General features: G+C 33.3%; 33 protein-coding genes. 18 read left to right on the top strand and 15 right to left on the bottom strand.

The genetic code is table 11. From position 1 onward, the window contains the following. Positions 1–2 precede the first annotated feature (2 nt). Entirely contained in the window at positions 3–422 is a 420-nt protein-coding gene (locus CSUIS_RS06715) for a sugar 3,4-ketoisomerase (RefSeq protein WP_236860777.1), read from the bottom strand. 214 nt (positions 423–636) lie between these two features. On the opposite strand from CSUIS_RS06715, the gene CSUIS_RS06710 reads away from it, so the two are divergent. From CSUIS_RS06710 to CSUIS_RS06695, 4 genes are all read left to right on the top strand, one after another. Further along, on the top strand, positions 637–1,317 hold the full coding sequence (locus CSUIS_RS06710; RefSeq protein ID WP_086298133.1) for an RICIN domain-containing protein: 681 nt from the start codon (positions 637–639) through the stop codon (positions 1,315–1,317). After that, positions 1,314–2,135: a cytolethal distending toxin subunit B family protein gene (locus CSUIS_RS06705; RefSeq protein WP_086237427.1), complete on the top strand. Its 822-nt coding sequence runs from the start codon at positions 1,314–1,316 to the stop codon at positions 2,133–2,135. The genes CSUIS_RS06710 and CSUIS_RS06705 overlap by 4 nt, the downstream gene beginning before the upstream one ends. Further along, positions 2,132–2,869 (top strand): RICIN domain-containing protein, encoded by a 738-nt coding sequence (locus CSUIS_RS06700; RefSeq protein WP_086298130.1) that lies wholly within the window; start codon positions 2,132–2,134, stop codon positions 2,867–2,869. The genes CSUIS_RS06705 and CSUIS_RS06700 overlap by 4 nt, the downstream gene beginning before the upstream one ends. A 722-nt stretch (positions 2,870–3,591) precedes the next feature. After that, positions 3,592–4,296 (top strand): CgeB family protein, encoded by a 705-nt coding sequence (locus CSUIS_RS06695; RefSeq protein WP_202819628.1) that lies wholly within the window; start codon positions 3,592–3,594, stop codon positions 4,294–4,296. Positions 4,297–4,416: 120 nt separating this feature from the next. Here CSUIS_RS06695 and CSUIS_RS06690 read toward each other — a convergent pair whose 3' ends face one another. The 14 genes from CSUIS_RS06690 to CSUIS_RS06625 all read right to left on the bottom strand — a co-directional run bounded on the left by CSUIS_RS06690 (position 4,417) and on the right by CSUIS_RS06625 (position 16,021). Beyond that, complete coding sequence (locus tag CSUIS_RS06690) at positions 4,417–5,106, bottom strand: class I SAM-dependent methyltransferase (RefSeq protein ID WP_086298127.1); 690 nt, start codon at positions 5,104–5,106, stop codon at positions 4,417–4,419. Between the two features lie 42 nt (positions 5,107–5,148). Then, positions 5,149–5,883 carry an oxidoreductase gene (locus CSUIS_RS06685; protein ID WP_086298124.1) on the bottom strand — a complete coding sequence of 245 codons (735 nt, stop codon included), beginning with the start codon at positions 5,881–5,883 and terminating at the stop codon, positions 5,149–5,151. Next, positions 5,876–6,577, bottom strand: coding sequence for an acylneuraminate cytidylyltransferase family protein (locus CSUIS_RS06680; protein ID WP_086298122.1), 702 nt, complete (start codon positions 6,575–6,577; stop codon positions 5,876–5,878). Before CSUIS_RS06680 ends, CSUIS_RS06685 begins: the two co-directional genes overlap by 8 nt. Continuing rightward, positions 6,574–7,467, bottom strand: coding sequence for a Gfo/Idh/MocA family protein (locus CSUIS_RS06675; RefSeq protein WP_086298119.1), 894 nt, complete (start codon positions 7,465–7,467; stop codon positions 6,574–6,576). Before CSUIS_RS06675 ends, CSUIS_RS06680 begins: the two co-directional genes overlap by 4 nt. Further along, positions 7,464–8,501, bottom strand: a complete 1,038-nt coding sequence (locus CSUIS_RS06670; RefSeq protein ID WP_086293582.1) for a nucleotidyltransferase family protein — start codon at positions 8,499–8,501, stop codon at positions 7,464–7,466. Before CSUIS_RS06670 ends, CSUIS_RS06675 begins: the two co-directional genes overlap by 4 nt. Positions 8,502–8,544: 43 nt before the next feature. Further along, on the bottom strand, positions 8,545–9,693 hold the full coding sequence (neuC, locus tag CSUIS_RS06665) for a UDP-N-acetylglucosamine 2-epimerase (RefSeq protein WP_086298116.1): 1,149 nt from the start codon (positions 9,691–9,693) through the stop codon (positions 8,545–8,547). Continuing rightward, entirely contained in the window at positions 9,690–10,688 is a 999-nt protein-coding gene (gene neuB, locus CSUIS_RS06660; protein ID WP_086298610.1) for an N-acetylneuraminate synthase, read from the bottom strand. Before neuB ends, neuC begins: the two co-directional genes overlap by 4 nt. A 4-nt stretch (positions 10,689–10,692) precedes the next feature. Then, positions 10,693–11,700, bottom strand: coding sequence for a pseudaminic acid synthase (gene pseI, locus CSUIS_RS06655; protein WP_086298608.1), 1,008 nt, complete (start codon positions 11,698–11,700; stop codon positions 10,693–10,695). A gap of 129 nt (positions 11,701–11,829) precedes the next feature. After that, the gene (locus CSUIS_RS06650; protein WP_086298113.1) at positions 11,830–12,516 is read right to left on the bottom strand and encodes an energy transducer TonB; all 687 of its coding nucleotides are present in this window, start codon (positions 12,514–12,516) and stop codon (positions 11,830–11,832) included. Further along, complete coding sequence (gene exbD / locus CSUIS_RS06645; protein ID WP_086298109.1) at positions 12,516–12,902, bottom strand: TonB system transport protein ExbD; 387 nt, start codon at positions 12,900–12,902, stop codon at positions 12,516–12,518. Before exbD ends, CSUIS_RS06650 begins: the two co-directional genes overlap by 1 nt. After that, positions 12,899–13,324: a TonB-system energizer ExbB gene (gene exbB / locus CSUIS_RS06640; RefSeq protein WP_086298105.1), complete on the bottom strand. Its 426-nt coding sequence runs from the start codon at positions 13,322–13,324 to the stop codon at positions 12,899–12,901. The genes exbD and exbB overlap by 4 nt, the downstream gene beginning before the upstream one ends. Positions 13,325–13,794: 470 nt before the next feature. Next, entirely contained in the window at positions 13,795–14,592 is a 798-nt protein-coding gene (locus tag CSUIS_RS06635; protein ID WP_086242545.1) for a sugar phosphate isomerase/epimerase family protein, read from the bottom strand. Next, positions 14,582–15,253: a pseudaminic acid cytidylyltransferase gene (pseF, locus tag CSUIS_RS06630; protein ID WP_086298102.1), complete on the bottom strand. Its 672-nt coding sequence runs from the start codon at positions 15,251–15,253 to the stop codon at positions 14,582–14,584. The genes CSUIS_RS06635 and pseF overlap by 11 nt, the downstream gene beginning before the upstream one ends. A 27-nt stretch (positions 15,254–15,280) precedes the next feature. After that, complete coding sequence (locus CSUIS_RS06625; protein WP_086298099.1) at positions 15,281–16,021, bottom strand: thioredoxin domain-containing protein; 741 nt, start codon at positions 16,019–16,021, stop codon at positions 15,281–15,283. A gap of 395 nt (positions 16,022–16,416) precedes the next feature. On the opposite strand from CSUIS_RS06625, the gene CSUIS_RS06620 reads away from it, so the two are divergent. The 14 genes from CSUIS_RS06620 (at position 16,417) to CSUIS_RS06555 (ending at position 26,271) form a co-directional block, all read left to right on the top strand. Continuing rightward, positions 16,417–17,445 carry a cytochrome-c peroxidase gene (locus tag CSUIS_RS06620; protein ID WP_086237880.1) on the top strand — a complete coding sequence of 343 codons (1,029 nt, stop codon included), beginning with the start codon at positions 16,417–16,419 and terminating at the stop codon, positions 17,443–17,445. A gap of 183 nt (positions 17,446–17,628) precedes the next feature. Beyond that, entirely contained in the window at positions 17,629–18,339 is a 711-nt protein-coding gene (locus CSUIS_RS06615; RefSeq protein WP_086237881.1) for a DUF4198 domain-containing protein, read from the top strand. Further along, the gene (locus CSUIS_RS06610; RefSeq protein ID WP_086237882.1) at positions 18,339–18,791 is read left to right on the top strand and encodes a hypothetical protein; all 453 of its coding nucleotides are present in this window, start codon (positions 18,339–18,341) and stop codon (positions 18,789–18,791) included. The genes CSUIS_RS06615 and CSUIS_RS06610 overlap by 1 nt, the downstream gene beginning before the upstream one ends. A gap of 162 nt (positions 18,792–18,953) precedes the next feature. Next, the gene (gene rplU, locus CSUIS_RS06605; protein ID WP_086237883.1) at positions 18,954–19,262 is read left to right on the top strand and encodes a 50S ribosomal protein L21; all 309 of its coding nucleotides are present in this window, start codon (positions 18,954–18,956) and stop codon (positions 19,260–19,262) included. 10 nt (positions 19,263–19,272) lie between these two features. Further along, on the top strand, positions 19,273–19,530 hold the full coding sequence (gene rpmA / locus CSUIS_RS06600; RefSeq protein ID WP_038455086.1) for a 50S ribosomal protein L27: 258 nt from the start codon (positions 19,273–19,275) through the stop codon (positions 19,528–19,530). A gap of 71 nt (positions 19,531–19,601) precedes the next feature. After that, a complete protein-coding gene (gene obgE / locus CSUIS_RS06595) occupies positions 19,602–20,639 on the top strand; it encodes a GTPase ObgE (protein WP_086298097.1) in 1,038 nt (345 codons plus the stop codon). Positions 20,640–20,819: 180 nt separating this feature from the next. Beyond that, entirely contained in the window at positions 20,820–21,584 is a 765-nt protein-coding gene (proB, locus tag CSUIS_RS06590; protein ID WP_086237886.1) for a glutamate 5-kinase, read from the top strand. Next, positions 21,581–22,495 (top strand): methionyl-tRNA formyltransferase, encoded by a 915-nt coding sequence (gene fmt / locus CSUIS_RS06585; RefSeq protein WP_086298095.1) that lies wholly within the window; start codon positions 21,581–21,583, stop codon positions 22,493–22,495. Before proB ends, fmt begins: the two co-directional genes overlap by 4 nt. After that, the gene (locus CSUIS_RS06580) at positions 22,455–23,108 is read left to right on the top strand and encodes a biotin--[acetyl-CoA-carboxylase] ligase (RefSeq protein ID WP_236845304.1); all 654 of its coding nucleotides are present in this window, start codon (positions 22,455–22,457) and stop codon (positions 23,106–23,108) included. The genes fmt and CSUIS_RS06580 overlap by 41 nt, the downstream gene beginning before the upstream one ends. Next, positions 23,105–23,887, top strand: coding sequence for a ParA family protein (locus tag CSUIS_RS06575; protein ID WP_086298093.1), 783 nt, complete (start codon positions 23,105–23,107; stop codon positions 23,885–23,887). The genes CSUIS_RS06580 and CSUIS_RS06575 overlap by 4 nt, the downstream gene beginning before the upstream one ends. Positions 23,888–23,890: 3 nt before the next feature. Beyond that, positions 23,891–24,730 (top strand): ParB/RepB/Spo0J family partition protein, encoded by an 840-nt coding sequence (locus CSUIS_RS06570; protein WP_086298091.1) that lies wholly within the window; start codon positions 23,891–23,893, stop codon positions 24,728–24,730. A 63-nt stretch (positions 24,731–24,793) separates the two neighbouring features. Beyond that, positions 24,794–25,216 carry a FoF1 ATP synthase subunit B' gene (locus CSUIS_RS06565; RefSeq protein ID WP_086237891.1) on the top strand — a complete coding sequence of 141 codons (423 nt, stop codon included), beginning with the start codon at positions 24,794–24,796 and terminating at the stop codon, positions 25,214–25,216. A gap of 9 nt (positions 25,217–25,225) precedes the next feature. Further along, positions 25,226–25,738, top strand: coding sequence for a F0F1 ATP synthase subunit B (locus tag CSUIS_RS06560; protein ID WP_086237892.1), 513 nt, complete (start codon positions 25,226–25,228; stop codon positions 25,736–25,738). Further along, positions 25,738–26,271 (top strand): F0F1 ATP synthase subunit delta, encoded by a 534-nt coding sequence (locus CSUIS_RS06555; RefSeq protein WP_086298089.1) that lies wholly within the window; start codon positions 25,738–25,740, stop codon positions 26,269–26,271. The genes CSUIS_RS06560 and CSUIS_RS06555 overlap by 1 nt, the downstream gene beginning before the upstream one ends. Positions 26,272–26,273: the final 2 nt, after the last annotated feature.

Genomic DNA, 26,273 nt, shown 5'->3' with positions numbered 1-26,273 from the left:
CGCTAAAAGGGCATTTTTATAATCCCCCCCCCATACATAATTTTGCAATATTCATCATAATTATCAATATATTCATTTTTATCATAATAGCAATCGCTTAAAACAAGCAACACGCAATCTGGTGAAAAATCATACATTTTTTTCCATATCATCTTATCTAGATATAAGCCTTGTTTGGGATCTTTAAGCGTAAATTCTGTTTGTGTAAAAGAGTTATCTAGCATAATTTTACAACTCCCGCTTAAAGCTATAAATAGAAATTTAGAATTTTTATTTGCGTGATTGCCTCTTATCGTGCCGCTTGGAACATTAAAAATATAAAATGCCCTTTTAATATCAAATGGAGAGTTAGCTTGATTTTCTAAAGCCACTAAAGTAGAACTCTTATCATCAAAATATTTAAAATTAATTAATTTATGCATACGGTTGCCTATATTTATCATATATCTTTAGAAAAATAAAATTTCTAGAGTATTATAGCAAATATTAAAAAATATTTACTTAAATTTAATATAAAACATATAAATATTAATCTATTTATAAAATATTTAATACCCCATTAAGTAAAATTATGCTAAGATAATTAAGATTAATTATCAATATTAATCCACTAAACTACTTATTAAAAGGAATTAGATGAAAAGAGTGATATTTCCACTTATAATATCTCTATTTTTTATATCTTGTGGTTCTGGTAAATCCCCATACGCACCACCTGTAATAGATGATAATTTAACTACAAACCCTATGAAATCTTTAGTATCTAATAGAGCTGATGTAGATAGTAACTTAAGCACTCCAAATGGTGCCCCGCTATTAAATCTATCCGCATCTCCAAGCCTTGGTTCTAAATCAGCTGCACTAACTATAATAAACCCAATGGGCGGCTCATCTATAACCATTTGGGCTTTAGCTGAGGGAAATTGGCTATGGGGCTACACCTTAGATAACTCAAAGGATTTTGGAGCGGCTAGATTTTGGCAAGTTATAAATCTAGGTAATGATATAGCTTTAATATCAAATTTCCTTACAAATACATGCATTCACGATGAAGGCAGTGGTATAACTCACCGCAGATGCGACCCAAATAATAAATCCCAGCAATGGCAGCTCTTTGCTATGGATAATGGAGCCATTCAGCTTAAATCCACAGCTTCAAATAAATGTATAACAACAGATCTTGGCTCGCTAGTCCAAACTGGTAGCTACTATAGTCTTGCTATGAGAGATTGTAATTTTAAGCCAAATTTTAATCAACAATGGGTATTTATCCCTAAAGCTTTACCAACTGAAGTACTATTAGGATACCAACAATGAAAAATATATTAATCTTATTATTTAGCTTTATAAGCCTATTTGCTAATATAGATGACTTTAAAACAGCTACTTGGAATATGCAAGGCTCAAGTGCTAGTAGTGAGGCTAAATGGAGCATTAGCGTAACTCAAATGTTCTCTGGTCAAAACTCCATTGATGTCTTAGCTATTCAAGAAGCTGGCACTCTCCCAGCCACAGCTGAGCCAACTGGAAGGGAGTTTAGAGCATTTGGCACTAGTGTAGTAGTAACTGAGCATGTGTGGAATATAGGCTCTAGGCTTAGACCAGATCTAATATTTGTATATTTTGCTAGGACTGATGAGGGTGGTAATAGAGTAAATTTAGCTCTAGCTAGTAGAAGACAGGCTGATGAAGTATTCTTACTTCCACCTCCAACTACAGTCTCAAGACCTATGATTGGCATTAGGATAAATAATGATGCTTTCTTTAGCATTCACGCTTTAGCAAATGGTGGAGCTGATGCTTCAGCTATAGTTCATAATATAGATCTATTCTTTCAAAGATCCCCAACTCTAGCTAGCACTAACTGGATTATAATGGGAGATTTTAATAGAGAGCCAGGAGAGCTACTTAGCTCATTTGAGCTTGAGTTAAGACTTAGAACTAGAATAATTACAAATAACGCCATCACTCAAATAAGTGCTAGAAGAACTCTAGATTACGCTGTAGTAGGTAACTCCAATCGTGCAGTGTTTCCAGCTCCATTACCACCAATATCAGCTAGCACATTCTTTAGTGGATTTAGAACTCACATAGCAAGTGACCACTTCCCTGTAACATTTAGGAGATTTCCATGATAAAAACTCTATCTTTAATAACTCTAATATCTATATTTATCGTTAGTTGTGCCTCAACGCCAAATAAGACATTTTTAAAGCTTGATGGCTCACAAGGCTTTGCTGGAGATATAAGCAAAGCCCCAGATGAAAAAAGAGCCCCAGATAGAGCTCCATTATTAAATGATAAAATAAAAACACCAATCTTAACTAGCTCATCAAATAATCAAGATGGCTTTGATCCATTTACTTTGCCTTTAAGCCTAAGATCCCTTGATACAGGTATGCCTTTGGTGGTAAATTTAGGTAAATCAGATGAGACCTTTAATTATAACCTAAGAGAGGTTAAAGCATTTGAACCAAGTGTAATTAGTGATATTAAAAGGGTTGATAGCTTTGCACATTTAAGCCTTGAGTATATTCAGTTTGTATCAGCTAATGATATAAATGAGTGCTTAGGAATTGATGAGAGTGGATTTTTTATGCTAAAAAACTGCTTTGCAGATTTAAATAAAAAGAAATTTGAGACCGTATTTCAGTTAATACCACTTTTAAGTGATGCTGTGGAGATAAGATCTTTAGTCTTAGGTGGTAAGGAGTGTATAAGCACATTTTTTAATCCTAATTTAGAGCCATGGCAAAGAGTGGGAATATTAAAATGTGAATTAAGAGAGGGATTTGGTGTAGATTTGCCAAAGCTTTGGGCTATAATGCCTGAGATTAGAGAGGCTGCTATTTTACAACCGCTTGATTAGATTTGATACTGATCAAATCTATAAAAGCAGATGTTGTTATTTGACTGTTATTATCTGGCTTAGTTGGTTTATATTTTTCAGTTTAGTTTATTTTTATTTATTTAGTTAGTTTATTTAGTTTAAATTTTATCTACTCATCTTATATTTTTAATAAAAAGTGGCAATCTCCACTTTTTATTTAGTTTATTTATAATTATTTCTCTTAACTCTATGCCATATTAATTTATCATAATAATAAAAATTAATACTCTATAGGTAGTGTAAATTTGTTATTATAAATTAAAATTTAAATAATGGTTATTTAAGTTGCTTTTGTTAAATAATTAGATATAATAAACCATAGTATTAACTGTTTAAATTTAGACTATAAATTGGATTTTTATGAAAATAGCTTTAATTGCCGATAAGTTTACTATGAGTTCTTTGATGGCAGAGGATAATATTAGCGTAACCAATATAACAAAATATAATTATAAAAATGTACTTCGACAGTGGAAGCCAGATATTTTATTTGTAGAGTCTGCCTGGAATGGTTATAATGATTTATGGAAATATAAAATAGCCTCATATTCCAATTCCTTAAAATACAATAAGATACAATTACGATTTATTCTAAACTATATTAAAAAAAGAATAGTGCGCAATAATAAGCAGTTAAAGGCGGTGTACAATATGCTAAAGATTTAAAAATTTCTACTGTTTTTTGGAATAAAGAAGATGGAGTGCATTTTGATAGATTTATAGATAGTGCAAAATTATTTGATCATATTTTTACTGTAGATCAAAATTGTATTCCAAAATATAGGGCTGTTGTAGATAGTAATGTTGCTGTTAATACTTTAATATTTGCAGTTCAATCTAAGTTTCATAATTTCTCTGGATTTGAATATAAATTCAAAAAAGCAAATTTTGTAGGAAGCTATTCTACTCATATACATGATAAACGGAGATATTGGCAAGATATGATGTTTAAGCTATCATCTCAAATATTAGGTCTAGATATTTATGATAGAAATTCAGAAAGAAAATCTGATATGTATAGATACCCAAATATCTATTGTGCCAATATTTTTCCATCTATAGAATATCATAAAACTGCAGATGTCTATAAAAACTATTTAGTATCTTTAAATGTAAATACTATTGAGAATTCTCCTACTATGTTTTCAAGGAGATTAATTGAGATATTAGCATGTGGCAGAATAGCAGTTACTAATGATACACCGGCTATTAAAAATTACTTTAAGGATTATCTATACTCTTTTAGAGATGAATATGAATTAGAGGATATATTGTATAAGATTAATAAATTTGGTATGGATAAAATTACTAAGGATAAGTTAAAATCTGCAGCAGAATATATAGCCAATAATCATACTTGGTCGCATAGAATTGAGTATATAAAAGAGATTGTTGGTATAAAATAATATTAATATATTTGGTATAAGTTTAATGTTTGAAGCTCTATATCTCAAAATAAATCAGTATTAATTATTTTATCTGCTTATGTAAAAGCATCAACCTAGGATAGACCTAGGGTTATTGTATTATTTTTTACCGATAAATATAAAATGTCGTGAGCTACCTTCAAAATTGTATAGATTAATTGGTGTGTAATCTCCCCAATAAAGTGGCTCAAATAGCTTAAAATCATCTTTTAACTGCTCTATATCATCAGTAAATCTTATATATGAGTTTTCACTCATTCTTCCTGTTGGAGTTCCTTGGATATGGGTCAGGCCATTTGAGAGTGGTTTGGATTTTTGATACATATCATAGCATTCACTAGCCATCATAGTTGCAAAGATTATAGCCCCATCATTACAAAGATCATAAAGCTCTTTTAAAGTGGTATTAAAATCATTTTTAGTAAGATAATATAAGCTTTGATTAGCAAATATAAAATCCATTTTTTGACTAAATAGATGAGAAAATGAGCTATTAGGCTCGATGATGTGAAAATTCTCTTGGCAAATTAGCGGGTCGTTATGCCAAATTTGCTTTAAGCTTGGCACAATATCTATGCCAAATGGCCTTATACCCCCCCCTGAACGCTTAGCAAAATATTTAGAATGAACCCCATTACCACAACCAAAATCTAATAGATTTCCACTAGTTTTATTAAGAGCGAAATTTAAAATTCTCTCATAAAATCTAATCACATGCCCATCTGGAAAATGTAGCCCATAGCCTTGTTTGTCATACTTTGTGATGTATGCTGATAGTGAATTATCCATTTTTCTCCTTTTAAATTTGTTTAATTATAGCTAAATTTAACTCTATAAGCAAAAGCCATCATCAATTATGATATTTTGCCCGTTTATAAACTGACTATAATCACTAAGCAAAAATATCAAAGCTCCGCAAATATCGCTAGGATCGAGCATTCCCTTGCTTAGGCAGACATCTTTATATTGTTTTAAGAATATCTCATTTTGATTATCCAAAATTCCCCCTGGGCTTATACAATTGACCCTAATGTTGCTCCCTTTTAGGTATTTAGCTAGGTAGCGGCTTAGGTGTAATACCCCAGCTTTAATAGCGCTATAAGCTACTGGTGAGCTCATTTGTGTGCCTTCATATGTTTGGAATTTAGGAGCTACCACGCCTTGTATAGATGAGAGTGTGATTATATTGCCATAACCTTGAGTTTTAAAGTATTTAGCAAATCTTTGCATTACTAAAAATGCCCCGCCAAGCTGGAGATTTGTATTGATACAAAAATCATCATAATCCACATCAAAAAAGTGATTTGAAAAGCTTTTGGTTCTAGGATAGGCTGAATTTACCACAGCATCTATCTTGCCATATTTTTGGCTAACTTGCTCTATGAGGCTATCAAGCGAGTTTTGCTTGGTTATATCTGTATTTATAAATTCGCATTTTTGCTCTATATTTGGCTTTGTTAAATCAGCATTGATCGCTATAGCGTGATTTTTGATGGTGGAATTTATAAAAGCTTTACCGATTAATCCTGAGCCTCCAATGATGATAACTACCTTATCTTTAAGCATTTTGACTCCTTAAAATATGCTCTACAATCATAAAATCCAGCTCATCATCAATATCAATGCTACGATTTTGAGGCATTATATATAGTCCAGTTTTAGGCAAAAATAGCTCATCGTGATTTAATAAAATTTGAGATTTCCATATATAGATTGAGGCGTTCATATCGTAGGTTTGGGGTGCGTCTTGTCTGCGTAGTATCGCCTTTGGCAATGGTTTGCTTAAATTTATTGAGCCATCGCTTTGTCTTTCTATAAGGTTAAAGTATGGGCTGCGGCGACTAGGTGTGGCTGTGATTAAAATATCATTATCATCATCTATAAACTGCTTAAAAGCTGCTTTGATATCACTAGCTAATCTAAGTGGCGAAGTGGCATCAAGGTCTATTATATAAGGAAATTCACGCTTATAATGCTCTTGCGATCTAATGAGCGCATCACGGATAGCAGGGATCTTGCCGGCGCTATCGCTAGCTAGGCTTGATTCTCGCTTGAAAAATACTTCACCGCCATAATTTTGAGCCACACTAGCTATCTCATCGCTATCTGTGCTGATAACTATGTGATCAAATAGTCCACACTCTCTAGCTTGATTTATCGTGTGAGCAATTAGCGCAAGACCAGCAATTTGGCGGATATTTTTATTCTTAACTCCCTTGCTACCGCCCCTAGCACAGATGGTACATAGTATATCACTCATCTATTATCCTTTTGAATTTGATCTATTAATCTCATTGTATCTAGAGCTTCACTCAATTTACATATATATTTTTGCAGGCCCAAAGCATCGGCGTGCATAGCCATAAATAGAGCATTTCTATCTAAATTTGGCTCATTGATTAGCGTGGTTAATCTATCTTTATTAGTGATTTTAAGCTCATTTGCTATAAGATCAAGATGATAGCTATTATCATTTGTTTCAACGAAAATTTGGCGATTAGGCATTTTGCTTAGGTAGTTTAGGCTAATATTGATTAAAGCACCATTAGAGCGAGCTAATATCATTGATATATCATCGCTTGTGATGTTTAAATTTGAAATTTTATCTTGAACGCCTTTGATTAATTCTAGCTTAAATCCACATAAAAATCTGATATAATCAATCTCGTGGCTAAGATCTAGCAAAACCCCACCACCACGCTCTTTATAAGCACTATATGATTTGGTATAATCCCTTTTTCGCCAAGAAGGTAGATATTGACCGCATCGTGCCTCAATGGATAGAATTTTTTCATTTTTTAGCATATCTTTTAGCTTTAATATCAAAGGGTGAAATCTAAGATTATAGCCAATTAGAATTTGATTATTTGGGCTAAATGGCTTCAATTTATCAAATAACGGCTTTTCGCAAAGTATGATTTTGCCAGATGCTTTAGAGTCAATATAGCTTAAATGCTCATAGTGCAGATGCGTCGCAGAAGCGATGATAAAATAGTCATATATCTCTAAATTTACCTCATGTAAATCTTTGTAAATAGTGATATTTTCTATATTTTGCGATGATATGGCGTGGGCTTTTATCCCCATTTTGCTTAGCACTTCATAGTGTCTAAGCCCGATTGAACCCATAGAGATGATGAGTGCTTTCATGAGAAAAACTCATTATAAATTTCATTTGCGGTATTATACTCCTCGATTCTACCTATATCTAGCCACTTTTCGCTAATTGGATAGGCCTTTGGGTTAAGGCCTTTAGCGGCTAGTTGATTAAATAGATCTGGCATATCAAGATAGCTATTTTTATCTATTAAATCCAAAATTTGTGGCTTTAGCATATATATTCCAGCACTTACATGAAATTTGGATTTTGGCTTTTCTGTGATGGATTTTATGGTGTTATCATCTAAATTTACAACCCCATAAGGCACTTGCATCTCATACTCTCGCACGCACATTGTGGCTATGGATTTATGAGCGTTGTGATAGTCGTGAAGCTTGCTAAAATCAGCGTTAGTTAGCAGATCAGCATTCATCACGAAAAACTCATCTTGTGGTCTATCAATAAGGCTTAAAGCCCCAGCCGTTCCTAGCCGTTTGCTCTCGTGAATGTAGCTGATATTTATACCAAATTTATCCCCATTGCCAAAATACTCTTTGATAATCTCTGAGCGGTAATTAACGCATATTGTAAAATTTAGGTATCCATAAGAAGTAAAGCTTTCGATTATGGTTTGTAAAATGGGCTTTGGCCCTACATGGAGCATTGGCTTTGGGATTTTGCTAGTAAGTGGGCGAAGTCTCATACCAAGTCCGCCTGCCATCAATACCACTTGATTTGGCTTTGTTTTGTTTGATTCATAGATATTTTTGATCGCTATTGCTATGCCATTTTGATCTATAATTGGTATGTAGCGGATATTTTTGGCTTTTGCTTTTGTTAGGATAGAAGCTGGGATTATGGGGGAATTTGAGATGATCGGCGTGCGGTAGTATAGGCTCTCAATGCTACTAGTAAGCTCCATTGAATTTAGTAGTCCACGCCTGATATCTCCATCGCTTATCGTGCCTAGGAGCGCTCCATTTTCATCTACGACCAAAGCCATTTGTAAAGCACCATTGTTTATTATCTTTAATGCCTCTTTGATCGTGCTATTTGGGCTTAGTTTTATAGAGTTTATATCCATAATATACCCTTTTTGCTCATAGGGCAATACCCCCCCCAATCTCTCATACTATATCCTTAAATTTTTTTACTGTTATGCCTTTTAAATTTATATTTTTTAGCACCTTTATTATGGCTTTGCTAGGTTTTGAGTTGCCATATGGATTTTGCTTTTTTTGGACTATTTTTTGAAATTTTGAAGTGTAGGCTAGTTTTATCGCTTTTAAAATTTGAGATTTAATCGGCTTAGTATCGATGACGCTTAAAGCCTTTAATCTACCATCTTGCCTAGAGCCTACATTTATAGTAGCAACCCCTAAGCTTGGGGCTTCTAAAAGACCGCTTGAGCTATTGCCTAAGATTATATCTACATATTTTAAAGCACTTAAATACCTTAAGCTACCCAAAGAGGCAAAGGCGATGGAGTTTGGGTGGGATTTGACATACTCATCTATCATTTTATTTATAGCCATTCCACCAGCATCGCTATTGGCTTTGGTAAAGATGATATTTGTATCTTTTAGCTCACTTAGGGCTTTTAAAATCTCTTTAAAGTCATCTTGACTATCCTTTTTTGTAGTGAGTGGATGGTATGTAACTAAGATATTTTTCTTATTTAATTTAAATTTGATTGAGTCTTGAAATTTTCTTTTGCTTAAAAGCTTTAATCTTTTGATATTTTCAATCCCCATTCCACCGACATTAAATATAAATTTAGGATCCTCTCCTAGCTGAGCCACCCTTTTAGCATACTCTTTGGTTGCGGTAAAATGGATATTTGCCATCTTAGTAATGCTATGTCTAAACGCTTCATCTATCGCTCCAGCACTTAGCTCACCACCATGAATATGAGCTATAGGAATTCCAAGTACCAAAGCAGCCGCCGCAGCACAAAATATCTCATATCTATCACCCAAAACAACCACAATATCAGGGCTAAGCTCACTTAAGGCTTTGCCAATTTTGCTAATAGCTTCACCCATTGATTTACACACGCCAAGAGCGTCATTGGAGAAATTTAATATATCTACTTTTTTATCGATATTAAACTCATTTTGAATTTCTAAATATGTATTGCCATATTCGCTTCTTAGATGGCTACCTGTAACTACTAGCTGAAGTCTTAGACTATCACTAATGCTAAGCTCACTAATAAGCCAATATAATAGCCCATACTCAGCCCTAGAGCCTGTAATTACACAAATTTTTCTCATATTATCTCATCTTTTTTATAATCTTTTTTAGCTATTTGCCCTATGACTTTATCCCATTTCATCGGACTTATGCCAATTAGAAGGCTTCTTTTGGTGGTGATATTTTGCTCATTTAAAATTTCCCCCTTAATAATATCACGCTTTGCTACTATGGATTTTCTAACGATATTGATATTTTCAATCTCGCTTGGGCTTGGACGCTTGATACCATCGCCTAAAGAGGCCTCCATAGCCCTAATCCCATCTACCATCATTTTTAGCTCATTTGGCTCTGAACTAGCTTTGTGATCTGGGCCATTTTGAGTTTTATCAAGTGTGAAGTGCTTCTCTATCACGCTAGCGCCAAGGGCAACAGCCCCAATAGGCACATAAATCCCCAAAGTGTGATCGCTATAGCCAAATTTAACCCCAAATTCCGCCCCAATGCTATTCATCGCTTTTAAATTCACATCACAAAATGGGGTTGGATACTGCGTATTGGCGTGTAAAATCGTGATATTTTCTAGCTTTGTATATTGCGTAAGAATGCTTAAAGCATCGCCTATTTCACTCATTGTCGCCATACCAGTTGAGAGAATTATCGGTTTTTGAAATTTAGCTATGGTGCGAAGTAGGGGTAAATTTGTAATCTCCCCACTTGGAATTTTAAAACTCTTAATCCCAAGCTCATAGAGCATATTAGCTGAGTCTATATCAAAAGCCGTAGATAAAAAGTCAATCCCAAGGCTTTTAGCGTGTGAGATTAGCTCAACATGGTCATCATAGCTTAGCTCAAGGGCTTTTAGCATATCATATTGACTTTGGTTGGCATTTGTAGTTTGCTTTTGATAACTAGCTTTTAAAGCCGTTTTACTAGCTAAATTCTCAGCCTTAAAAGTTTGAAATTTCACCGCATCTGCTCCAGCCCTGTAAGCCTCATCTATCAAGGCTTTAGCGATATCTAAACTGCCATTGTGATTTACCCCTGCTTCAGCTATTATATATACTTTTTGCATAGTTTTACTCAAAATCGCTAAATTCTAAAGGCTTGGCAAATTTAAGATCTTTTGTGGCTCTTTTGCCTATTACTTCATCATAATATTTAGGGTGTAAGCCTTGAGCTGGGCGAATGGAGCGTATATTTTGTGGGGTTAAAATTTCCCCTTTTTTAATATCTTTTGTTACAAAAAGCGATCTAGCATATTTGCGATTTTTCTCATCAAAGCTATAATCTACCTTGCCTAGAGCCTTATAGGCATTTTTGACTGCTTTTGCCATGGCGCTAAACTCATCATAATTAAGAGAAAATCCGCTATCTTCACCGCCTAAGGCTCTATCAAGTGTGAAGTGCTTCTCTATCACACTAGCCCCAAGGGCAACAGCGCAAATTGGCACCTCTAGGCTCATTGAGTGATCGCTTAGACCAACTTTAACGCCAAGTGGGCTAAATCTAGCTACCATATCAGCTATGGTGGCAATATTCATATCCTCTATCTTAGCTGGATAATCAGAAGTGCATTTAAGAATGGTTATATCATTGTTTCCGACACTTTTACAAGCTTCAATTGCCTCATAAATTTCTTCAATTTCAGATACCCCAGTTGAGATAATCATAGGCTTTTTATGCTTTGCTGCGTAGCGAATAAGCGGATAATCCATCGCTTCAAATGAGGCTATTTTATACCTACTTACATTGATACTTTCTAAAAAATCAACAGCACTAAAATCAAATGGAGTGCTAAAAAACTCAATCCCAATCTCATCAGCATAAGCCTTAAGCTCGCCTTGCCACTCCCAAGGGGTATAGGCCTTTTGATAAAGCTCATACAGGCTCTGCCCAGCCCAAAGCTCATCATCTCTAGTCATGAAAATCTCATCCCTAGAATCAATCGTGATGGTATCGGCGGTGTAGGTTTGAACTTTGATAGCATCGGCACCTGCATCTTTAGCGGCTTTTATGATTTTAAAGGCTAAATTCTTATCACCGCAGTGGTTTGCTGACATTTCAGCTATAACAAATGGATTCATATCAACTCCAAATTTAATTTTATAGATTTTATCCAAAAAATCCAAAATTATAGCTTGTAAGCCAAAATAATACCAAATTTAAATAGTATTTTGATTTTTGGCTATTTGGATGGGAGTTTAGGGGTGAATTTATGATATTTTATAGACTAATGGAATTTGAATTTCTATGGTTTTATCATATTTTGGAAAGTGCTTTGACGCATCTAAAATAGTGGTTAATGCGGCGTCGTTTAATATCTCATATGGTGAGCCTTTTATAATTTTAAGAAATTTAAGCTTCATATCCTTAGTCCATGTGAATTTCACCACAACTTCGCCTTGCTGTCTTAATTTTCTAGCCATTCTAGGATATCTATGCTCTTTATCAATTGCCGATTTTATCGCAGCTAAGAATGGATGATTGGTTGAATTTGAGATATTAAAGCTCTCTATTTGCTCGGCTGAATTAACTTGAGCCAAAGGGGCTTGAGAGTTAGCACTTGTCGTAGCCATCTGTGCTACTTGCTCTGGTATTGGCTGTGTAGCTGGTTTTATAGCTTGTTTTGGTCTGTGTCTTGGCTTTTTTATTGGTGGCTTTTTGATTGCTTCAAGTGGCTTAGTAATTGGCTCTATTATAGGCTTGATATTGTGAGTTGGGGCGGGACTGGCTTGTTTGGATGGGGCTTGGATAATCTGGCTTAAAGATATGCTATTATCATTGCTAATAGATGGAGTAATGGGCTTTAATAGATTTAACCCAAGCCAAAGAAACGGCAAAAACAGTATAGTAGTTAGACAAAATGATTGTGTTTTGGTTGAATTTAAGATATATCTCATTATTGCGCTCTTTCTGTGATGATAGCGAAATTTTCGTGATGATTTAATTTTAATATATCTATGACTTTGACAAAACTATCAAATTTCGCCTCTTTATCGCTTTTTAGCTCTACTATTGTATCCTTTGGCGTGATTGATATTTTATTGCTTAGTTCATCAATGCTAATTTGCGTATCATCAATATAAAATTTATCATCTTGGTCTATTATGATGGTTAATTTCTCCTTAGACTCAAGCGGTTTAGCAGAGCTAGCACTTGGCAAATCTACTTTGATTTTACCACTTGCGATAAAGGTTGAGATGCTTAAAACCATCGCTAAGACAACTAAGATAATATCGATAAATGGGATGATATTTAGCCCTTCGTTTTTAGGTAATTTAATCAAGATTCTATCCTATTTTGATATTTGCTAGATATCAAATTCACACCTCGCAAAAGATAGTTATAAGCTATCAAGCTAGGAATTGCTACTAATAGTCCAAGCGCAGTTGCTTTAAGCGCTAACGAAAGACCCAAAACCACACTTTTAACATCAATAGTAGCTGAAATGCTCATATCATAAAAGCTAATCATAATCCCAATAACGGTGCCTAAAAGTCCGACATATGGGGCATTTGAGTAGATTATATATAGAGTAGTGAGATTGTAGCTTAGGGCGTTATCTAGCTCGGTTTGATTTTGATAATTATCTATATCAACTCTTTTTAAAAACAAAACTCTCTCAATAACACACCAACACGCCACAAAAGCCATAATCCCAAGCGTGGCAAATATTATATGATCTATATACTCTTTTAAAAATTCCATTTAAATCTCCAATTTTTTTGATAATTATACTCAAAATAACTTTAAATTAATATTATAAAAATAGGAGATTTAAGCGATAAGATATATAAAAAATATTAAAAATTTTCTTTAATTATTTAATAATTATTATCAAATATTTACTACTTCTAAATTTAATATCATTGCTTAATAGCTACCAAATCACTATTTAATCGCATCTCTAGCAACTTTTAATATAATAAAAATTATAAAGAGCGGATTATTTTAATAAATTTTGATAATATGAAATTAACCAAGGAGTATTTAAAATCTTATGAGCCTTTTACAAGCAGAGCAACACATATGAGTATGGACTTTAAAAGATGGAGCGACATTATGGTTTGAATAGATATTTTAAATCAAATTCAAACTTTTGTATAATTTCTCCATAAAAGGAGATATTATATATTTAAGAATTGTATTTATCGTAATTATACTACTTTGTATCATTGCTATAACGCCTTGTCATTAAAATTCGCAATAATATTTTTTAAATAGTTTGAATCTTTGATGAAATCATCTAAATTCTCTTTACTATCTTTGATTGTCTCAATGGCTAAAAACTCCCCACCAACCAAAAGAGATAAAACCCTATCAAGCTCGATATTTCCATCTCCAAAATGCAAATGAGCATCAAATTTAGACTTCACATCATTATCGCTAATATGATAAATTCTAGGCTTTAGCTCGTTTAATTTAGCGATATAATCATATGGATTTAACCCTTGAAAATTCGCACTACAAAGCGCATGTCCCGCATCAAGACAAAAATCACACCCAACTTCATCTAAAATACGCTTAATACTATCAAAATCCGCCCCAACGCAAAAGGCAGTTCCACCCTCCATTGGCACGATATATGGTTTATTTTCTATAGCAAATTTGAGATCTTTTATCATTTTCATCTGCCTTATACTCTCTAAAAGCTCTCCACCAATACCTGGATGAAATATCGTATATAGGGCTTCAAGCTCATTACTATATATCTTGACCTCTTCGCATAAATTTAAATTATAATTAAGCTTATTAGGATTAGAAAAATCAAGCCCACTACTAAAATGCGGAGCGTGAATGGCAAATTTAACCCCACAATTCCTAGCTAGGCTCTTCCACTTTGCTATCATATCAAGGCTATTTGGCACAGCGTAAAGCTCGATATAATCATATACTCCACGCTCAAATAGCTCTTTGGCTGGTGATATATAATTCTCATTTAAACTCCAAAGTTTTAAGCCGATTTTATAACTCATTTTTAACCTTAAATTTGATTTGTGCCATATTCCAATCCTCCATTGTATCAATATCTTGAGCTAGGGATTCATCTATTATGTATGGCATGATATTATCGCTATTAATATTTGAAGTTTTATGGAAATAAAACATACCCGCATCGTGATACATAGGCTCTAAATCCTGACTTCTTTTTAAAGCATTTTGTGGCTCATTATAGCGTAAAAAGCCATCTACAATTCTAAATGCCCTTTGGATAGGAAAGCTAAATTTAACCACTGGAGTAAGCCCATCAGCACCGCTAGATATAAATTTATCATACGCATCACGCAAAATATCCCCATTTAAAAATGGCACACAAGGATAGACGCAGCATATCACGCTTGGATTTTTGCCAAGACTCCTATACTTATCAACCACCTCTATTAAGACATCATTTGTAGTGGCGTAATCATCTGAGTTTTTAATCGATCTCATAAATGGCACTTTAGCACCAAGATTTTTGGCTATACTTGCTATCTCATCATCATCTGTTGAGACCATAATCTCATCGAAGATATTTGCTTTTATACAAGCATCTATGGCATAAGCTATCATTGGCTTACCCATAAATTCCTTAATATTCTTGCGTGGAATTCGCTTTGAGCCGCCTCGTGCGGTAATTATGGCTAGATTTTTCATTTTCTTTCTTTTATATAAATTTTTGATTTATAGCCCTAAATCTTTTTCATCTATTAGCGTAGGCACGCCACGCACAGCACCAGTAGCATAAATTTTATCTACTTGAGATTTAAATTGGCTCACCCTTTTATCGCTGATATTTTGTGGCTCTTTTGCATCAGGCAAGAAGTATTTTCTTAATATTGCGATCTTGCTTGCGTCATCTTTAGCATCTTTAACTTCATCTAAGATAGCGATTGATTTTTTAATAGCTGGTATCCCATGCGATGCTACCGGTGCTAGAATAACTTTTAAATTTGAGTTTTTAAGTTTATTTTCTATTAATTCTAAATCTTGACGACAATATGGACAATCAGGATCGGTAAATAGATATTTAACTTCTTTATCTTTATCATTTCCAAGAGTGATAATGCTATCTTTTGGCAGTGATTTTATCACTTTTCCAAGAGATTTGCTAGCCTCTTTTAGAGCGATTTTATTTTGTTCGTTTTCAAAATTTGCCAGATAACTAAACCTATTTTTGACATCTATAATATCAGGAAAAATATATTTTCCATCGCTATAAAGTGCCGTATAAACGCTATTTTTTCCATCGCTCATTTTAATTTTGATCTCTTCGTAATTTGTATTTGGTAGATTTTTGCGTGATTCAATAGAGTATTTTAAATTGCTATTGCCGCCTTTGACAATCTCTAAAATTTCAGACTCGCTTAAAGCACCAAATAGCAAACTAGAGCTTAAAACCGATGTTATGGCTATCTTTTTCATTGTGATATATCCTTATATAAAATTGATAATAATTATATGGTTAAATTTTAAATAAAAATCAACAATTTTTAGCATAATTTTTTAAGAATTAACTCTTCATAATGTGAAATTTTATTACTTTTTGTAACACTTATTTAAAATTTTTTTGGAATTTTTATATAAAATTTTATTATAAATTTAACTATTTATATTAATCATATTTTCGTTTAAATAGCTTTTAAACCCCATTCTATCATTTAAAAAAGATTAAAATTATCTTAAATAAAATAAGTAAATTTTATATTTAATAAAAATAATTGTAAATGAGTGATTTTATCAAGTTAAAAAATTTATTTTTTATTTACTTTCAATTACTATATTACTCATCGCAAACTAAATTTTGTAAGGAGTTTTTTATGAAAGGTACATTACTTTTAGGTTCTGTATTAGTTGCTACATCTGTATTTGCAGCTAGCGATGCTGATCTTTTAAAAGCTGCTAAGGATGCTGGTTTAAGAGCACTTCCAACCACACAAGCGCAAGTTGATGAGTTGCTAAAAGAGATAGGTGTAAAGCCAAATAAATTTAGCGAAGCAAAAGCTGAACTTGGTAAAAAGCTATATTTTGAACCACGCCTATCAAAAAGCGGTATAATCAGCTGTAATACATGCCACAACCTAGGTCTAGGTGGAACTGATGGTATTGCTGCTGCTGTAGGCCACAAATGGACGATAAATCCGCATCATCTAAATAGCCCAACAGTTTATAACTCTGTGCTAAATACAACTCAATTTTGGGATGGTCGTGCTATGACTTTAGTAGATCAAGCCAAAGGTCCTATCGAGGCTGAACCAGAGATGGCAACTCCAGCTAAATTAGCTGTAGAGAGAATTAGCTCACTTCCTGAATATCAAGCTGAATTTAAAAAAATATACAAAGATGGTATAACATTTGATAATATAGCTGATGCGATTGCAAGTTTTGAAAGAACCCTTCTTACTCCATCTAAATTTGATAAATTTATGAATGGCAACTTAAAAGCTCTAAATAAAGCTGAAAAACAAGGCTTACAAACTTTCATTGATAAAGGCTGTGTTACTTGTCATACTGGCGTAAATCTAGGTGGCTCTATGCAAGCATTTGAAGTAGCTGGTAAATATAAATTTGCTAATGTTGGCGACTTTAAAGGTGATGCAAATGGTATGGTTAAAACTCCTACTTTAAGAAATGTAACAGAGACTGCTCCATACTTCCACAATGGTGCTATTTGGAAGCTTGAAGAGGCTGTAAAAGAGATGGGAAGCGTCCAATTGGGTATAGAAATTAGCGATGCTGAAGCAAAAAGCATTATTACTTTCTTAAATGCTCTAACAGGCGAAAAACCAAAAGTTATCTATCCACAATTCCCAGCAAGCACAGAAGCTACTCCAAAACCAGAGCTATAAATAATTCATTCGCTCCATATTTTGGAGCGAACCATATAAATTTACCTCTTATTATTAAAATTTTGTAATTTAATTAATTTATTGTTTATATATTAAAAAATTTAATTAATTTTTTAATATATAAACAATTAAGTTTATTATAGATATAATCAAAATCACTTTAATATTTTAGGAGAATTTACCATGTATAAAAAACTATTTTTGGCTACAGTTATGAGCGTTGCTACAACACTTTGTGCTCATCAGGTTGTTACTCAAAATGTAGGCACAAATAAATTTGAAGTAAAATTTTGGGCTCACGGAGATTTCTCTCCATATAAATCAAATCAGCTAATAGATGCTAAAGCATATGATGAGAGCTTAAAAGAGATTAAAACTGGTATTAATTATCATTTTGGAGAAAATAAAACTCCAGAAGTACTTACCGCTGCAAAGCCAGCTATAATAGCAAGTGCATTTGATGCTGGATACTGGGTGGAAAGTGATAAAGGCGGAGACTTTATAGATGGTGGAAAAAACTCAGTAAAAGGCGTAGTATTTTCAACTTCTAGGAGTGTTAAATTAGGTAAAACATATTTTTCATGGAATCAAAATTTAGTATCCCCAATTGGGTTAAAATTAGAAGTTATAGCTTTAAGCAATCCATTTAAATTAAAAATTGGAGATTATCTTCCTGTGCTTGTATTAAAAAATGGAGAGCCTATAGAGGGTATTGGTTTTGAAGTTGGCAAAGAGAAGAGCAAGAGTGTTACGAATAAATTTGGCATAGCTCAAATCGAGATAAAAGAAAAAGGACTAAATGTAATTGCAGCTATAGATAGCGAACAAGAGTTAAATGATCCAAATGCAAATACCTTGCTTTTACAAAGTTCTATATCCTTTGAGTTAAAATAATGAAATTTATATTATTAATATTTCTATGTGTTATTTTTGGCTTTGCCCACGGTGTTAGTTATACTGTTAATGATGGTAAAGCCATCATAATATCAGCAAATTTTACTCAAAATACTCCAGTTGCGTATGGTAAAATAGATATTTACGAAGGTGATTCGGCTATAGCCTTACTTCATGGTCAAACTGATTCTTATGGCAAATTTGCATTTTTACCACCAAAATCTGGGATTTATCGTATAGAACTTACTGCTTTTAGTGATCATGGCGAACATAAGAGTGAGTTTAGTGTGACTGTGAATGATGATTTTAGTGTGGAAAAATACGATGAATTAGCTTATGTAAAATATCAAGGAGTATTAAGCGTTATAGGGGTTTTGTTTGGCATATTTGGAATTTTAGTATTGGTAAAACATAGAAAATTTAAAAAATTAGATAAAGTTAATATTTCTTGATTAACCAATGAGTAGGTTTTGATTTTAAATTTATTTTTCAGCTTGAATTTATATAGTTTAAAGTATAATCACGCCTTACAACCAAATAAGCCCCATAAATTTCTTTAGCAAATTTAGCCTAAGAATGCTTATTGGTCTTACCAAAATATAAAGGATAGTTTGATGTATGCAATTATCAAACACGGCTCAAAACAGTATAAAGTTAGTGAAGGCGACTTCCTAAATTTAGATCATTTTGAAGCTGAAGCAAAGTCAATTGTTGAAATCACTGAGGTTTTAGCAGTTAATGATGGCAATTTAAAGGTAGGTGCGCCGTTTGTAAGTGGTGCAAAAGTTGTTTTAGAAGTAGTATGCGAAGGTAAAGATAAAAAAGTTGTTATCTATAAAAAACGCAGAAGAAAAGACTCAAAATTAAAACGCGGTTTTAGAAGAGAATATACTCGCGTAAAAGTTACAAGTATCAAAGCCTAAGGAGTAAAGTATGGCACACAAAAAAGGTCAAGGCTCAACCCAAAATAACCGTGATAGTATCGGTCGTCGTTTAGGTGTTAAAAAATTTGGTGGCGAGTTCGTAAGAGCTGGAAATATCATCATTCGCCAAAGAGGCACTGCTACTCATCCAGGCAATAATGTAGGTATGGGTAAAGATCACACTATATTTGCATTAGTTGATGGCTTTGTAAAATTTGAAAGAAAAGATAAAGATAGAAAAAAAGTTTCTGTCTATCCAGCCGCATAATTTAAGCCCCAAATTTGGGGCTTTTCTTTTTAATTTTCTTCTTATTAACCTTGAAATAAAGGGATATTCAAATGTTTATAGATAGCGTAAATTTTAGCGTAAGTAGTGGCAAAGGTGGTGCTGGATGTGCTAGTTTTCGCCGTGAAAAGCATGTTTTATTAGGTGGGCCAGATGGTGGCGATGGCGGAAATGGTGGAGATGTATATTTCATAGTTGATAATAATACCCACACACTAGCTAATTATAAGGGCAAAAGGGTTTTAAAAGCTCAAAATGGTCAGCCTGGACTTCCTAGAAATATGAGTGGTAAAAAGGGGCAAAGCCTTGAATTAATCGTTCCACCTGGGACTATTGTCTATGATAATGATAGTGGCGAGATGTTGCTAGATTTAACAACGCAAGGTCAAAAAGAGCTATTTTTGGTAGGTGGAAAGGGCGGACTTGGAAATGTTCATTTTAAAACAAGCGTAAATCAAGCTCCGACAAAGGCTCAGCCAGGACTTGCAGGTCAGATGAGAAATATCCGCTTAGAGCTAAAGCTAATAGCCGATGTTGGTTTAGTAGGATTTCCAAATGTAGGCAAATCTACGCTAATCTCAACCATATCAAATGCAAAACCGCAAGTAGCAAATTATGAATTTACCACCCTTACTCCAAAGCTAGGTCTTGTAGAAGTTGATGAATTTAATGGATTTGTGATGGCTGATATACCAGGGATTATAGAGGGTGCTAGCGATGGTAGAGGGCTTGGGATACAATTTTTAAAGCATATTGAAAGAACAAAAATTTTGCTTTATATGATAGATTTAGCAAATTATCGCTCACTCAAAGAGCAGTTTGAAACCCTAAGAGCTGAAATAGAGAAATTCTCACCACTTCTAGCTAAAAAAAGCTACGCCATAGCCTTGACAAGGGCTGATGTGGCCTACGATATTGATGAGAAAATTCAAGATTTTATGAGTGAGTTTGGTTTTATGGCTAAGCAAGATGGCTATAAAATCGATATTTCTCTTCCATATTTTGTAATGCCAATTTCAAGTGTGAGTAATGAGAATATAAAAGAGCTTAAATTTAGGCTTTTAGAGATGCTTGATTTGAAATTTAGTTAATTTTATTCTAAAAAATAGTAGTGATAAATTTGTTTTAGTAAATTTTGTATTTTGTAAAGAAATATAAAATATGATATTTTGGTATAAAAGCGGTATTTACTGCTTTTATTCTCTAACCAAATTTTTAAGCCAAAAATAGTATAATCACGAAATTTATTTTTGAATTTAAGGCAATAATTGATGAAAAGAGTGGTTATAAAAGTAGGCTCCCATGTCTTAAGCGATGAGGGTTCAATCAATCAAAATAGGATAGATAATCTTTGCCAATTTCTAAGCGATTTAAGTGATAAATTTGAGGTAATACTAGTTAGTAGCGGTGCAATTAGTGCTGGTCAAGCTAAATTTAATCTACCAAGAACAAGTGTTGTAAATAAGCAAATTTTGTCTAGTTTAGGGCAGCCATATCTAATGGAAATTTACTCTAAATCGCTATCAAAATATGGTAAAATGGCGGCTCAAATTTTGCTTACTGCTGGGGATTTTGACTCTAGAAAGATTACAAATCATGCCAAAAATGTCATCAATGGCTTGCTTGAAAATAAAATTTTACCAATTATAAATGAGAATGACTCCACAGGGATTAGCGAGATAGTTTATGGCGATAATGATAGGCTCTCAAGTGCGGTGGCGTATTATTTTGACGCTGATTTATTGGTGATATTAAGCGATATAGATGGATATTATACAGCCGATCCAAGCATGGATAAGAGTGCGACAATTCGCCAAGTTGTAAATAATATAGATGAATCAGAGCTAATCAAAATTTCTCAAACAGGCTCAAAGCACGGCACCGGTGGGATAACCACAAAGCTTTTAGCGGCTGATTTTTTGATGAAAAATGGAAAAGATATGTTTTTAGCTAGTGGATTTGATCTTAGCGTGGCTAGGGAGTTTCTTTTAAATTCAAATCAAATTGGTGGGACAATTTTTAAGGCAAAAATATGAAAAATATCGTTTTTATGGGAACCCCAAGTTATGCTAGTAGAATTTTAAATGAAATTTATAAAGCTAGATTTAATATCCTTGCTATCTATACTCAACCAGATAAGCCAGTTGGTAGAAGTGGGAGCTTAACTCCGCCAGATGTGAAAAAATTGGCTATAAATTTAGGGCTTGATAGCGTAGTTTATCAGCCAAATTCGCTTAGAGATGATGGGGTAAAAGAGCATATTGAGTCGCTAAAGCCAGATTTTATAGTTGTAGCAGCTTATGGGCAGATTTTGCCAAAAGAAATTTTAGATATTTCGCCTTGTATAAATCTTCACGCTTCTTTACTTCCAGATTATCGTGGTGCCTCGCCTATACAATCAGCAATTTTAAACAAGCAAAGCCTAAGTGGCGTAACGGCTATGAAGATGGATATAGGGCTTGATAGTGGGGATATTTTGGCCTATAGTATTCTTGATATAGGGCAGATGAACTCATATGAATTGTTTGAAAAATTAAGCGATATGGCAGCAAATTTAACTATTAAAGTATTAAATGAGTATGATAATATCAAACCAATTAGCCAGTTTAATGCCCTTAGTTCGAAGTGTAAAAAGATCAAAAAAGATGATGGATTAGTAAATTTAGAGGTTGAAACTGCTAGTGAGATTTGGGCAAAATTTTTAGCATATTATGGTTGGCCAGGAATTTTTACTAAAGATGGAGTTAAGATTTTAGATATGGAAATTTCTAGCTTAAATGGTGAAGTTGGAGAAATTTTAAGCTTAAATGATGATGGATTTGTGCTTGGGGTAAATGGCGGTAGCATATTTATCAAGACTTTACAAGCTGCTAGTAAGAAGCCAGTAAATGCAAGAAGCTATTTAAATGGTAAAAGGATTGGTCTTGGAGATAGAGTATCTTTGTGAGTGTGAATCTACTCAAACTTATTTAATTGATGGGATAAAATCGCTTAAAATATCTCCACCATATGCTATTGTCGCAGATAGACAAAGCCAAGGTATAGGCAGTAGGGCAAATAGCTGGGAGAGTCCAAAGGGCAATTTATATCTAAGTTTTGCTATAGATGAGAGTGAGCTTGTAGATGATCTAGAGCCTGCATCAGCTAGTATATATTTTGCTTTTATTTTAGTTTTAGCCCTAAGGGATAGAGGCTCAAAGCTTTGGCTAAAGTGGCCAAATGATATTTACCTTGGTAGTCGCAAAATAGCAGGTATCATCACTACTAAGATTAATAGCATCTACATATGCGGTATAGGTTTAAATTTAAAATACTCTCCACACTACGCAGATTGCCTAGATATAGCACTTGATAGAGATGATATAATAGATTTATACTTTAAATTTTTAAGTGCCAAGCCAAAATGGAAGCAAATTTTTAGCAAATATTTGGTAGAATTTGAGTTATCAAAGAGTTTTTACATACATTTAGATGATAAGCAAGTAAGCTTAAGTGAGGCCAAGCTACAAAGTGATGGCTCAATAATAATAAATGATAAAAAGGTATATTCAGCAAGATGAGTGAGATTATAACCATTGCTAATCAAAAAGGCGGGGTAGGTAAAACTACTACTGCTGTGAATTTGGCGGCCTCTTTGGCTGTAGCCGAAAAGAGAGTTTTGCTACTTGATATTGACCCACAAGCCAATGCGACAACTGGCTTGGGATTTAAAAGAAGTGATTATGAGTTTAATATCTACCATGTATTAACAGGTAGAAAAAATATAAATGATATAGTTTTAAAAACAGAGCTAAAAATGCTTGATATCGCCCCATCAAATATTGGTTTAGTAGGGATTGAGCAAGAATTTAGCGAACAAAATAGAGATTATAAAACCATATTAAAAAATAAGCTTGCCGCAATCCGTGATAGCTATGATTATATAATAATTGATAGCCCGCCAACTCTTGGGATTTTGACTATTAATGCGCTTACTGCAAGTGATAGCGTTATTATCCCAATTCAGTGTGAATTCTACGCTATGGAGGGCTTAGCTCAAATTTTTAACACCGTAAAAGTAATAAAAGAGACGATAAATCCAAAGCTAACAATAAAAGGATTTTTGCCTACAATGTATAGCGCGCAAAATAATCTCTCTAAGGAGACTGTGGCTGATCTTAAAAAGCACTTTAGAAATAAATTATTTAAGGCTGAAAATTGCGAAGATGGGTTTGTCATTATCCCTAGAAATGTCAAATTAGCCGAGAGCCCAAGCTTTGGTAAGCCAGTGATTTTGTATGATATTAAATCAAGTGGCTCACAAGCTTATCAAAATTTAGCTCACTCTATAATGGGGTAGATTATGGCACTTGGTAGGGGACTAGATTCTATTTTAGGTGATGTAGAACAGGCGTATAATAAGGAGTTAAATAAAGAGTTAGTAGCTGAGATTGATATTGATAAAATCAAGCCAAATCCATTTCAGCCTAGAAAAAACTTTAGCGATGAAGCCTTAAAAGAGCTTAGCCAAAGCATTGAAAGACATGGATTAATACAGCCTATAATCGTCATTAGAGATGGTGATGATTTTACGCTAATTGCTGGGGAGAGACGCCTAAGGGCTAGCAAGTTACTTGGACTTAGCAAGATTAAGGCAATTGTAGCTAGTATTGCAGATAAAAATTTAAGAGAATTAGCACTAATTGAGAATATCCAAAGAGAAAATCTAAGCCCAATAGAGTTAGCCAACTCATATCAAGAGCTAATTAATGATTATAAAATCACTCAAGAGGCACTTTCAACTATAGTTAAAAAGAGCCGAACGCAAATTACAAATACTCTTAGACTTTTAGGGCTTGATGAATATACAAAAAAATTGATAGATGATGGCAAAATCACTCAAGGTCACGCTAAGATAATGGTAGGCCTTAATAGCGATAATCAAAAGCTAGTTGCTGATACTATCATGGGACAAAAATTAAGCGTAAGAGATACTGAAAATTTAGTAAAACGACTAAAAACAACCACTCAAAACAAAAAGATAAAAAGCGATTTAAAAGATGTAGAAAATTTAAATTTACTCAAAGATTTAATAGAAAATTTTGGTATAAAATGTAAGATAAATGGTCAAAAATTGATATTAAATTTAAATGATAGTAAAAAAATAGATAATATGATAAAAATAATTCAAAAAATTCAGTAGAATTTATTTTTTAATATTGTAAAATATCGGACTAGTTTTAATGAAATTACATAAGGAGAAGTGATGCTACAGATAGATCCGCCGTTGTTGCTGATTACTTTAGTAATCTTTTTAGGGCTTATCTTTGTGCTAAATTCTATTCTCTACAAGCCATTGCTTGGTTTCATTGATGATAGAAATAGATCTATCAAAAATGATGAAGAGAGCGTTAGTAAAAATGCTAGCGATGTTGGAAATTATGAAGCTCAGATAGATAAGATACTAAATGACGCTAGGGCAGAAGCACAAGCCAAAAAGCATGCTGCTTTAAGCGAAGCTAAAGAGAAAGCTGCTACAAAAATCGCTATCAAAAAAGAGAGCTTAGAAGCTGATTATAATAGCTTTATAGCAGGATTGATTGATAGAAAGGCTGAGTTAAAATCAAATTTAACTACCAAAATACCAGAGTTAAAAAGTGCCCTTGCTGGTTCTTTATCAAAAATATAGGAGTTTTATATGAATATTAAATTTATTCTATTATTAATAGCTCCGATATTTGCCTTTGGTGCTAGTAGCGGAAGTGGAGAATATGATATTGTCCCTAGAGTAATTAACTTTGTTATATTCTTTTCTATTCTATATTACTTGATAGCTAAACCTATAAAAGCTGCGTATAATGCTAGGATTAACTCTATTGCAAATAGATTAAATGCTATTCAAGAGAAGCTAAAAGCATCAAATGCTAAAAGAGAAGAAGCCGCTAAAAGGGTAGAAAATGCTAAAGTTATGGCAAGCGAGCTTTCTGAAGCTATCAAAAAAGAGATAGAGATTATGCTTGCTAAGATAGAAAAAGATACTCAAAATGAGATCCATATCTTAGAAAAGAGTTATGAAGAGCAAAAAGAATTTGAAGAGAGAAAGCTTGTTAGAGCAGTAGTGAGCGAAGTTTTAGATGAGCTATTTGCAAGTGAAGCTATAAAAATTGATCAAAACGAGCTTGTTAATCTTATTATTAAGAAGGTGAGTTAATGAGAGAAGTAGTAGCTAAAAAATATGTAAAAGCATTGATTCTTACTTTAGATGCTAATGAATTTGATAAAGCAAGTGTGGAATTTAGAAAATTAGCATCTGCATTTTCTATATCTAAATTTAACTTTATAATAGACTCTCCTATGATTGATGCAAAGTCTAAATCTGATTTTCTACTATCTTTAATAGATGATAATTCAAATAGCAAATTGGGTAGATTTCTAATGCTTTTAAGTCAAAAACATAGATTGCATTTAATACCAGAAATTTCAAAAGAATTTGAGTATCAAAAGGCTATAAGAGATTCTAAATTTAAAGGCTTAATATCTGGAAATATAGATATAACTCCAGCACAAAAAAGTGAGTTAGAGAGTAAATTTTCTAATAAGTTTGATGTGAAGGTTGAATTTGAGACTATTAAAAATGATTTTAATGGTATTAAAATTGAGCTTGATGATTTAGGTGTGGAAGTTAGTTTTTCAATTGATAGATTAAGGGCTCAAATGAGCGAATATATATTAAAAGCAATTTAATA

Origin of the sequence: Campylobacter porcelli (assembly GCF_002139855.1) — a bacterium.
GTDB classification, from domain to species: Bacteria; Campylobacterota; Campylobacteria; order Campylobacterales; family Campylobacteraceae; genus Campylobacter; species Campylobacter porcelli.
Note: the sequence above shows the minus strand (reverse complement) of the source record. Positions and strands in the feature narration are given on the sequence as shown.